Raw genomic sequence first — 11,130 nt, 5'->3', positions numbered from 1 at the left:
TGGTGGGTGATACTGGACTTGAACCAGTGACCCTCGCCTTGTAAGGGCGATGCTCTCCCAACTGAGCTAATCACCCACATCTAAACAACATCACATTGCTGCGTTGTTGTGGGGCGCTATTATAGATAGAGTTGGAAATGTGTCAACACTTGAATGATAAAAATGTACTGAGTGAAGGTTTTATAAACAATAGGATACAGTTGAAGTATATTTTATCGTCAAATTTAAGATTGCAGTTCAAATAAGCACCTAAAAGTGAGTAGGGAGTTGTAATAGTACGTAGCTCATTGTCTTTTTATTTGGTATCACTTTTCATTGCTATGGACAAAATGGATTAATATTAGGATTAGTTATTTAGTTAATAGGGCAGGACCTTAGAATAAAATTAATCTAAATTTCTCAAAGTGAGTGAATTAATAGCACTTTAACTCTCTTTTTATACTTACTTTATTTCACAAGCCAGCCCTAGCTAACTCGTAAAGATGCATTCTTCAGTAATAGCCTTCGATTTAAAACTGGATAGATCAGATATCATTACTATCCTGTACGCAGAATCATAAGGCGCCGTAGTTCCTCTATTCAAAATCCTCTATTCAAAAATAAGCGAGCATTTCTAAATTAAACTTATCTAGTAATAGAGTGAAGATGACGATACTTACAGATTTATATTTAAGCCCTGTTGTTTTGCAACCGGTTAAAAGATTAAGATGATTAGTAAGGCCTAACTCGGTAGTTTTTTAAATAAGTTCAATTTGCATATAAATGTATACCTTTTCTTTGATACAACTTTGTTGCATCAATTAGGGAGAGTAGGGCGTGATTGAGTATTCGCTGCAAAATAGTGATGTAATTATAAGCAGTAGGGCTAGAATCTTATTCAAATTGTATTTTTTAGCACGCTTGATAGCCAGTTTGTTGAAAATTAAACCATTTAAATAAAGCTAGGTAAAAAACTGTTGACTTTATTTTGGGTGGTGCATAGAATGCGCCCCGCACTAAGCGATACACGATGTGTTTATCACAACGGGTATTGATTAAGTTGGGGCCATAGCTCAGCTGGGAGAGCGCTTCGCTGGCAGTGAAGAGGTCTGCGGTTCGATCCCGCATGGCTCCACCAAAAATTAGTGTTTTGTCCTAGGGTAGCAGTTTTCTGTGTCCCCATCGTCTAGAGGCCTAGGACACCGCCCTTTCACGGCGGTAACAGGGGTTCGAATCCCCTTGGGGACGCCACNTTACTTATTTTAAGTATTGTGTAAAGCAGTGTGACACCGCACTCTCTATGCACGACGTTATCAAGAGTACTAATCTCTTGGGGACGCCACTTACTTATTTTAATAGGGAAGTGCAGTGTTATTAAGATGAAATCCAAAAATCCAAAAATCCAAAAATCCAAAAATCCAAAAATCCAAAAATCCAAAAATCCAAAAATCCAAAAATCCAAAAATCCAAAAATCCAAAAATCCAAAAATCCAAAAATCCAAAAATATTCAGTACTTATAAAGATTCGATTTGGTAGCATAAATTTAAACATCCAACTTTATTAGGAGGATTTATGGCAAGTGGATGGGCTAGAGACGGTGCAATTCAAGATCAAATTGATGCGAGTGTTAACGACGCCGTACAATATGCGAGAAGCAATTTAATATCAGGTGCAAGTGCAGAGCTATGTGACGAGTGTGATGAGAAAATCCCACAAGCACGAAAGCTCGCGTTACCAGGAGTGCGCTACTGTGTTGCATGCCAAGCTGCAATAGAAGGTAATGGTGCTAGCGCTAAATCGTTTAATAGACGTGGCAGCAAAGACAGTCAGTTGCGTTAAAAGGTGCTACAAAGCACCTTTTTTAATTTAAACTAGCACCTATAACTTACATAACTTAAAAGTTACTCATATCTTCTTTTTTCTGAATCAGTTCTATTGAATAACCGTCAGGATCTTTTACAAAAGCAATTTCAGTAGTACCGCCCTTTACAGGCCCAGGTTCACGACTAACATTACCACCGGCTGCTTTAATATCAGCACAGGCTTTGTAAATATCATCAAATTCAATGGCTATATGGCCATAAGCATTACCAAGATCGTAGCTATCCTCATCCCAGTTATAAGTCAATTCTAGTACTGTCGTGTCCTTCTCATCTCCATACCCAATAAAAGCCAATGTATATCGATACTCGTCATTGTCTGCGCGTCGCAACTCTTTCATACCTAATACTTCAGTATAAAAAGCAATTGATTTATCTAAATCAGCTACACGCAGCATAGTATGTAATAAACGCATTTTTCAGTTCCTTTAGTGATTTTTCAAAGTTCAGTATGTTTTTAACTAAGCGCTATTATTAAGCGCATTCTATAGTTTTTATATGTATTAGCCATATATGTAGGCATTGCATATAAATCACAACCTTAATGTGAGGGGAGTTGAAAGCAGTTTGAATATGAGCTTTATAATTTTACCAATAACATCAATTGTAAATTACCAATTAATGAACCATTTTATTGAATTTTGGATATTTAAATAAAGAACACTCAATTATTGGTCAACCTATTAGTATAAAAAAAGTTACTGATTGTTCAACAAAATTTAACCTATGTCTGATTGGGTTTTCTGTTCCTAACTATTTGTTTTTAATTGATATTAAATTTATTTGTATGTAATTTGTAAAAGTATGGGATTTACTTGGTTAACTTATTGGTTGACAAAAAAGGCGTATGGTAATACAGTTTTTGCATACCAATTGGTAAGTTGCTTGGTTTGAGTGAATACAATGTATTGGTAATTAATCAGAGTTACGTTTTGCACAGGTTAATTTATAAATAACTCAAGCTTAAAGTTACTCTACAAATTGAAACAAAGACACAGCGTATTTTAGAGTAGATTTTACTTGTTCTTATAAAAGTATGCGCCACATATTTAGGAGTTATTCATGTCAAAACCTGTCATCGGTTTCATCGGCTTAGGCTTAATGGGCGGCAATATGGCCGAAAATTTACAAAACAAAGGCTATGAGCTAATTGTTATGGACCTTAGCAAAGATGCGGTTGCAGCATGTGTTGCTAGAGGCGCAAAAACAGCAAGCACTGCTAAAGAGCTAGCTGAAGGTTCAGATATTGTTATGTTTTGTCTTACAACTTCTGCAGTTGTAGAAAAAATCATTTATGCAGAAGACGGTATCCTAGCGGGTATTAAAGAAGGTGCAGTACTAGTTGATTTTGGTACTTCTATCCCATCATCTACTAAAAAAATTGGTGCTGATTTAGCAGCTAAAGGCGCAGGCATGATTGATGCTCCTCTTGGTCGTACACCAGCACATGCTAAAGACGGCCTTTTAAACATAATGGCTGCAGGCGATATTGATACATTCAATAAAGTTAAACCAGTACTAGAGGATCAAGGTGAAAACGTTTTCCATCTTGGCGAACTTGGTGCAGGTCACACAACTAAACTTATCAACAACTTCATGGGCATGACTACAGTATGTGCTATGTCACAAGCATTTGCAGTTGCAGAGCTTGCTGGTGTTGACCGTCAACAACTTTTCGACATTATGTCGACTGGTCCATCTAACTCACCGTTTATGCAATTTTGTAAAAACTATGCAGTTGATAATGTTAGTGACCTCGGTTTCTCGATTGCTAATGCAAACAAAGATTTAGGCTACTTCCTACAAATGGTAGAAGACCTAGGTACTGAATCAAAAATCGCTGAAGGTTCATCAGCTAACCTACAAGCAGCGTTTGACGCTGGTATGGGTCAAGGTAACGTTCCTGAAATTTTTGATTACTTCAAAAAGTTAGAAAAGTAATACTTCTCGACCTTATTGAGCGCTTTAGGCTTTTAGCTTAAGGCGCTTTAACACACATGACACCAATTGACTAAAGTCTTTGTGCAATGTCAGCTTTTTTAAATTCTGATGAAGCACTACTTTCAGTCACAACGAAAAAGAGTTAACTATGCGTTTGATTAACACAATAAAGCTTAGTCTAGTTCTCATCGGTTGCATATCCACACAAATAGCGGCCAAAGATTATTTTGTAGATGATAAACAAGCTTTCCTTAATATTTCGTCTAACTTAGTTGCTGGCGATAAAATAATCCTCAAAAATGGTACTTGGTCTGACTTCGAAATCCTACTTGAAGGCCAAGGTACAAAAAACGCTCCTATTTTATTGACCGCTGAAACTAACGGTAAAGTAATTTTATCGGGTCAATCTAACCTAAGACTTGCAGGTAAATACCTTGAAGCCTCTGGTTTAGTATTTAAAGACGGCTACACACCGAGCTCAGCTGTAATAGAATTTCGTAAAAATAAAAATGAATTAGCCTACAATTCACGAGTAACAGAAATTGTAATTGATAATTACAGTAATCCAGACAAACGAGAGTCTGATTATTGGGTTGCATTATATGGACAACATAACCGCTTTGATCATAGTCATTTAGTTGGCAAACGAAATAAAGGCGTGACAGTTGCTGTTCGTTTAAACACTCAAGCAAGTCAGAAAAACTATCACCGCATAGATAATAACTATTTTGGCTACCGTCCTACTTTTGGTTCGAACGGTGGTGAAACTCTTCGTATTGGTACTAGTCATTACTCATTAACTGATTCGCATACATTGGTAGAAAATAACTATTTTGAACGCACCAATGGTGAAGTAGAAATTGTGTCGGTTAAGTCAGGCAAAAACATCCTTCGTAATAACGTGTTTTATGAAGCGCGCGGTACATTAACGCTGCGCCACGGTAACGGTAACCTTATAGAAGAAAATATATTTATTGGTAATGGTGTTGACCATACCGGTGGTATTCGCGTTATCAATAAAGACCAAATTGTAAGAAATAACTACCTACAAGGTCTAACGGGGTACCGTTTTGGCAGTGGTTTTACTGTGATGAACGGCGTACCAAATTCATCTATAAATCGTTATCACCAAGTTGAAAATGCGACAATTGAAAACAACACATTTATAAATGTGCGTCATATTCAACTTGCCGCAGGTAGCGATGCTGAGCGTAGCGCTGCACCTAAAGATAGCGTAATGAAAAACAACTTAATCATAAATCAAGATGGTGAACAGCCATTTACAACATTTGATGATGTAAGCGGGCTGGTACTAAGTAACAACATTGCTGATACAAAAGTACTTTCTGAGCTAACGTACGGTGTAAAAAAAGAAAAAATCACACTTAAAAAAGCAAGTAATGGTCTACTTTATCCAACATCTAAAAGTTTAAATGTAGGTGCAAAGCGCGATTTAAAAGTACTTAAAAAAGAAGATACCGGTGTTAGCTGGTATGCAAAAGTACCTGCTTTAGTTGATTTTGATTCTGGTAAGACACATTCTGTTAAAGCTGATGTAAGTGCATTACTAGACGCTATTGATAATGCAGAGTCGGGCGATATTCTAGAACTAGCGCCTGGCCAGTATGATGTTTCTAAACTGGTTAAAATTGATAAAACACTGACAATTAAAGCGAAGCAGAGCACAAAGTCTAAACTTACTTTTCAACGCTCTACCTTGTTTGAAATACATGATGGCGGCAGCTTAAAACTAGATGGTTTATCAATTTCAGGTGAAAACGCGCCAGATGCAATAGGTAACAGCATTGTTCGTACGCAAAAATGGGGTATGGTTGATAATTACCGCTTTGTAATGACCGACTCAGAGTTAAATGCTTTAGATATTAATCATTCATTCCATTTCTTTATTACGGGTAAAGGTGCAATGGCTGATGAAATTATTGTTACAGGTAATACCTTTAATACAGTAACCGGTGACATTTTACGCCTAAACACCGAAATTGAAGACTTAGGTGTTTATAACGCGGAATACGTTATTGTAAATAATAATACATTTAATAATGTAGAAGGCGGTGTACTTAAGCTTTACCGTGGTGGCACTGATGAAAGTACATTTGGCCCTCATTTTGAAATGACAAATAACACGCTTAATAACGTTGGCCTTGGTAAGCGTAACAAAGAGCAAGCGAGCATTTATGTTCACGGTGTTCAGGTTACTAATATTAAAGAAAATAAATTTGTTAAATCTGCTCCTATTGTTGTAGAGCACACAGTAGGCGAGCCTAAAACTGAAATCTCAGACAATATATTTGATGCAACTAAAGCACCAAGCGTTAAAGAGCTAAGAGTAAAAGGCCCACACACGGCAGTATTAAAAAACAACAACATTTTAAATAAGGCAGGGTAAATACTATGTACTTATTAAAATGCCAAACACGTTTTAAAATAGCTGCTGTAGCTGCACTTACATTACTTACATCATTGGGTGCGCATGCAGCGCACCCAAACTTAGTGATTACCACTGATGATGTTAAGCAAATGCGCCAAGCAATTGGTAGCAACGGCAGCACAAAGTTTGCTACTGCGTTTGAATCGCTAAAAGCGCAAGTTGATGGGCAAATTGCTCAACCTATAACTGTACCAGTTCCAAAAGATGGCGGTGGTGGTTATACACATGAGCGTCATAAGAAAAATTACCAACTTATGTACAACGCGGGCATTATTTATCAATTAAGCCAAGATGATAAATATGCAAACTATGTACGTGATATGTTGCTTGAGTACGCAAAATTATACCCAACGCTTGGTCTGCATCCAAAACGTAAAATGGACTCGCAAAATCCAGGTAAGTTTTTTTGGCAAAGCCTAAATGAAGCAATGTGGCTTGTGTACACAATACAAGCTTATGATCTAATTCATGACTCGTTAAATGCCAATAACATTAAAACAATCGAAAATGACTTACTACGTCCTGTTTCGTTGTTCACATCTGTAGGACAACCGTCTACATTTAATAAAGTACATAATCATGGAACATGGGCAACAGCGGGTGTTGGCATGGCAGGGTATGTATTAGGCGAACCTGAGTGGGTAGAAAAATCATTATACGATTTAGAAAAGTCGGGTAAGGGTGGCTTTATTAAGCAGCTAGAAATGCTGTTTTCACCACAAGGTTACTATAACGAAGGCCCTTACTATCAACGCTTTGCACTACTACCTTTTGTAACGTTTGCTAAAGCGATTGAAAACAACGAACCACAACGAAAAATATTTGAATATCGCGATGGCATATTATTAAAAGCGATTGATACGACGATTCAACTTAGCTACAACGGTTTGTTTTTCCCAATTAACGATGCAATAAAAAGTAAAGGTATCGATACCATTGAGTTAGTAAATGGGGTAACGGCAGCGTATGGCTTAACCAACGATGCAGGTTATTTAGATATTGCTAAGCAACAAGACCAAATAATTCTCTCTGGTGATGGGCTAAAAGTAGCTCAAGCACTTGATAACAACATGGCAAAACCTTATTCGTTTAAATCTGTTGCCTTCGGTGATGGTAATGACGGAAAGCAAGGTGCTCTAGTTGTAATGAGAACGCAGGTAGGTGGCGATCAAGCTCTACTATTTAAACCTGCTGCACAAGGCTTGGGCCATGGTCATTTTGATAAACTAACATGGCAATTTTACGACCACGGTAATGAAATTGTATCTGATTATGGCGCAGCACGTTTTTTAAATGTAGAAGCTAAATACGGCGGTCGTTATTTACCTGAAAACGAAACTTACGCTAAACACACTGTTGCGCACAATACGGTAGTGGTTGACGAAACAACGCATTTTAATGCAAATGTTGAAGTAGGAAATAGTAATTACCCTTCACTTAACTTTTTCGAAACAAATAAATACGGCACGGTTTCAAGCGGCGAAATAAGCACAGCTTATAAGGGCGTTGATCTTGAGCGTACGCTTGCACTTATTAACTTACCTGAACTACAAAGCACCGTTGCACTTGATATATTTGATGTTGCTGCAAATAAAGCACACCAACTTGATTTGCCTTTGCATTATAAAGGTCAGCTTATAGATACCAGCTTTGAGTTAAAAGCAAATACAACACAACTCGCTGCATTAGGTACTAAAAATGGTTACCAGCATCTATGGCTTAAAGCTCAAGCGCAACCTCAAAGTGGTTTAGCTAAAGTAACGTGGCTGAACGAAAACGGCCGATTTTATACGCAAACGAGTTTGGTTGAAGGTGATGAGTCTTTCTTATTTACTCAAATAGGCGCAAATGACCCAGATTTTAATTTACGCAACGAAAACGGTTTTATTCGTCGTGTTGAGGGTCAAAAAAATCATAAATTTATATCAGTATTAGAGCCTCACGGTGAATACAATCCAAGTAAAGAATATACGTTAGAAGCTGTTAGTAGAGTTACAAAGCTTGAATATAGTCAGCAGGGCGATTTAACACTTGTTGAACTTGATATTAAAGGCAATTCGTATTTAGTGGCTATTAACAAAGTTGCTGAATCAGCTAAGCCTGGCAAACACACATTCAATTATCAAAATAAAGAGTTCACTTTAAATGGCCGATTAGGCATTTATATGATGAACAATAATCAGGAGTAAACAGGATGCAAAAGCAAAGCGCAAACTTTTCATTTGGCAGCGAGACCGAAATTGAAGATTTAGGAAATGGTCTAAAACGTCAAATGCTAGGTTATAACGAAGAGCTAATGGCCGTTAAAATTTGGTTTGAGAAAGGGGCTATTGGGTATAACCATGCTCACAGACATTCTCAAGTAACGTATGTTGTTGAAGGTGAGTTTCACTTTAACATTGATGGCGTAACTAAAATCTTAAAACCGGGTGATAGCTGCTTAATCCCTCCATTTGCTGATCATGGTGCTACCTGTCCAACAGGCGGAATCCTGATTGATACCTTTAGCCCAGCGCGTGAAGACTTTCTTGAGGACTAATTATGCAACTTAAAGGCTTACGTTGGTGGGTTATAGCGCTAATTGCGCTAGCTACCATTATTAACTATATAGACCGCCAAGCACTTAGTGTGCTTTGGCCGGACATTGTTGAAGATTTGTTCCCTGATGAATCAGCATTAGAGCGTAAACAAATATACGCTAACATTTCAATTGTATTTGTATTTGCTTATGCATTTGGTCAGGCCATATTTGGAAAAATATTTGACTGGGTTGGCACACGCTTCGGTTTTGTTTTATCGATAGGTGTTTGGTCTATTGCCACCGTTGCGCATGCATTTGCACAAGGTGTACTTAGTCTTAGTATTTTTCGCGCAATCTTAGGTGTAGCAGAAGCCGGTAACTGGCCTGGTGCAGCTAAAGGTAACGCAGAATGGTTTCCTACCAAAGAGCGTGCTTTAGCGCAGGGTATTTTTAACTCTGGCGCGGCTATTGGCGGTATTATTGCGATTCCTTTAATTGCATACTTAACTATCTACTTTAGCTGGAAAATGGTGTTTGTTTTTGTCGGTGTATTAGGTTTTCTTTGGTTAGTGCCTTGGTTAATTTTAGTTAAAGCGCCGCCTAGCTCTCATCCTTGGCTTACTGCACAAGAACGCGAGTACATCTTAACAGGTCAAAGACGTGTTGATGATAACGGCGATGTAACTGGTGAAGACGAAGAAGAATATAATCCTTCGACTAAAGAGCTACTTTCTCGTAAACAAAGCTGGGGCGTAATTATTGCCTCTGCTGCAATTGACCCTATTTGGTGGTTATTTGTTTTTTGGATTCCAATTTACTTAAACGAAGTATATGGCATGGATGTTAAGTCTATTGGTATATACGGTTGGGTACCTTATGTTGGCGCTATGTTTGGTGCTTGGTTTGGTGGCTTATTGGCTCAAAACCGACTTAAAGCAGGCTGGAATACAGACAAAACACGTAAGCTAACTATTACGCTGGGTTGTTTAATTATGCTACCTGCGTTACTTGCAATGGCAAATCCAGGTGGACCAACAACTGCGGTACTAATTATGGCTGTTATCTTATTTGGTTTTCAAACTGCAATTGGTAATGTGCAAACACTACCAAGTGATTTGTTAGGCAAAAAAGCTGTAGGTACACTATCAGGTTTCTCTGGTATGGCGGCAAAACTTGGCGCTGTAGGCCTTACATCGCTAGTGCCAATTCTTACTGCTGATGGTAACTATACGCCAGCATTTGTTATTGGTGCTTCTTTAGCCATCATTGCAATGGCAGCTGTTTGGATTTTAATTCCAAAAATAGAACCTCTTAAAAAGCCTCAATAATCTAGATAATAACTGCTATGCCAACATGTTTTGTATAAGCGCATAGCAGTTAACTACATAGGGTAACTTCCAAGATGAAAAATATTTACTTTATCGGTGAATGCATGGTCGAGCTTAGAGCTATGAGCGCAGCCACACTACACCAATCATTTGCAGGCGATGTTTATAATTCTGCAGTGTATTTAAAACGTTGCTTCCCGCAGGTTACTACCTCGGTTGTTACGGCTTTAGGTCAAGATAATTTAAGTAAAAAAATGCTTGAGCGCTTTGAAAGTGAACAAATAAGTACACAACTCGTATTTGCTCACGATACCAAAGTACCCGGCATGTATTACATAGAAACCGATGAGCATGGTGAGCGTAGCTTTATTTATTGGCGTAATGATTCTGCAGCTAAAAAGGTTGTTGATTTTTTAGATGCTGATGCACTCGAGCAGCTTAGCCAAGGTGATATGTTTTTCTTTTCAGGAATTTCATTAGCAATAATTGAAGAAAGTGCACGTGAGCAATTTTGGAAAGTGGTAAAGCAGCTTAAAGATGCTGGGGTTAAAATAGTTTTTGATCCTAACTACAGAGCGCGTTTGTGGAATAGCGTAGAGGAAACTAAAGAGCAGTATCATTTAGCCTTTACGCTTGCAGATATTACCCTACCTGGCGTTGAAGATTTAACAACACTTTATGACGTACATAGCGTAGAAGCGGTTGTTGAATATTTAAAACCTTACCAAATTGAAGAAATTATTGTTAAAAATGGCCCTGAATCGGTAGTGACAAAAGAGGGCGATACGCTTCAAAGCCACACTATAATACCGGTAACAAATGTTGTAGATACTACCTCCGCAGGGGATGCCTTTAACGGTGTTTATTTAGGTGCTCGTTTATCTGATAAATCAATTTCAAGTGCTGTACAACTTGCTGCAAAAGCGGCAGGTGCTGTTATACAACAGCCAGGCGCCATTGCTCCAAAAGATATATTTCAGCTAGCAATGATTGAAGCTGGGATTTAACACAATAATCAAACATTAAAGGCC

8 protein-coding genes and 3 tRNA genes are annotated in these 11,130 nt (G+C 38.0%); 9 read left to right on the top strand and 2 right to left on the bottom strand.

The window, feature by feature from the left end; genetic code table 11:
- Positions 1-76, bottom strand: a tRNA-Val gene (locus I6F53_RS05000).
- Positions 77-1,041: 965 nt separating this feature from the next.
- Here I6F53_RS05000 and I6F53_RS04995 point away from each other — a divergent pair.
- From I6F53_RS04995 to I6F53_RS04985, 3 genes are all read left to right on the top strand, one after another.
- Positions 1,042-1,117: transfer RNA gene (locus I6F53_RS04995), tRNA-Ala, on the top strand.
- A 37-nt stretch (positions 1,118-1,154) separates the two neighbouring features.
- Positions 1,155-1,230, top strand: a tRNA-Glu gene (locus I6F53_RS04990).
- A 322-nt stretch (positions 1,231-1,552) separates the two neighbouring features.
- Positions 1,553-1,819: a DksA/TraR family C4-type zinc finger protein gene (locus I6F53_RS04985; RefSeq protein ID WP_197238727.1), complete on the top strand. Its 267-nt coding sequence runs from the start codon at positions 1,553-1,555 to the stop codon at positions 1,817-1,819.
- A 55-nt stretch (positions 1,820-1,874) separates the two neighbouring features.
- Here I6F53_RS04985 and gloA read toward each other — a convergent pair whose 3' ends face one another.
- Entirely contained in the window at positions 1,875-2,276 is a 402-nt protein-coding gene (gene gloA / locus I6F53_RS04980) for a lactoylglutathione lyase (protein ID WP_197238725.1), read from the bottom strand.
- Positions 2,277-2,922: 646 nt separating this feature from the next.
- Here gloA and I6F53_RS04975 point away from each other — a divergent pair.
- From I6F53_RS04975 to I6F53_RS04950, 6 genes are all read left to right on the top strand, one after another.
- Positions 2,923-3,801 carry an NAD(P)-dependent oxidoreductase gene (locus I6F53_RS04975; RefSeq protein ID WP_007585320.1) on the top strand — a complete coding sequence of 293 codons (879 nt, stop codon included), beginning with the start codon at positions 2,923-2,925 and terminating at the stop codon, positions 3,799-3,801.
- 148 nt (positions 3,802-3,949) lie between these two features.
- Positions 3,950-6,208, top strand: coding sequence for a polysaccharide lyase 6 family protein (locus I6F53_RS04970; protein WP_197238724.1), 2,259 nt, complete (start codon positions 3,950-3,952; stop codon positions 6,206-6,208).
- A 5-nt stretch (positions 6,209-6,213) separates the two neighbouring features.
- Positions 6,214-8,439, top strand: a complete 2,226-nt coding sequence (locus I6F53_RS04965) for a heparinase II/III domain-containing protein (RefSeq protein WP_197238723.1) — start codon at positions 6,214-6,216, stop codon at positions 8,437-8,439.
- Positions 8,440-8,444: 5 nt separating this feature from the next.
- Positions 8,445-8,789 carry a cupin domain-containing protein gene (locus I6F53_RS04960; protein WP_166379477.1) on the top strand — a complete coding sequence of 115 codons (345 nt, stop codon included), beginning with the start codon at positions 8,445-8,447 and terminating at the stop codon, positions 8,787-8,789.
- Positions 8,790-8,791: 2 nt separating this feature from the next.
- Positions 8,792-10,099, top strand: a complete 1,308-nt coding sequence (locus I6F53_RS04955) for an MFS transporter (RefSeq protein WP_166421081.1) — start codon at positions 8,792-8,794, stop codon at positions 10,097-10,099.
- A gap of 74 nt (positions 10,100-10,173) precedes the next feature.
- Positions 10,174-11,106 carry a sugar kinase gene (locus tag I6F53_RS04950; RefSeq protein ID WP_197238722.1) on the top strand — a complete coding sequence of 311 codons (933 nt, stop codon included), beginning with the start codon at positions 10,174-10,176 and terminating at the stop codon, positions 11,104-11,106.
- The last annotated feature ends 24 nt before the right edge of the window (positions 11,107-11,130 follow it).

It is taken from the genome of Pseudoalteromonas sp. SWN29, assembly GCF_015864465.1.
Classification (GTDB): domain Bacteria; phylum Pseudomonadota; class Gammaproteobacteria; order Enterobacterales; family Alteromonadaceae; genus Pseudoalteromonas.
Note: the sequence above shows the minus strand (reverse complement) of the source record. Positions and strands in the feature narration are given on the sequence as shown.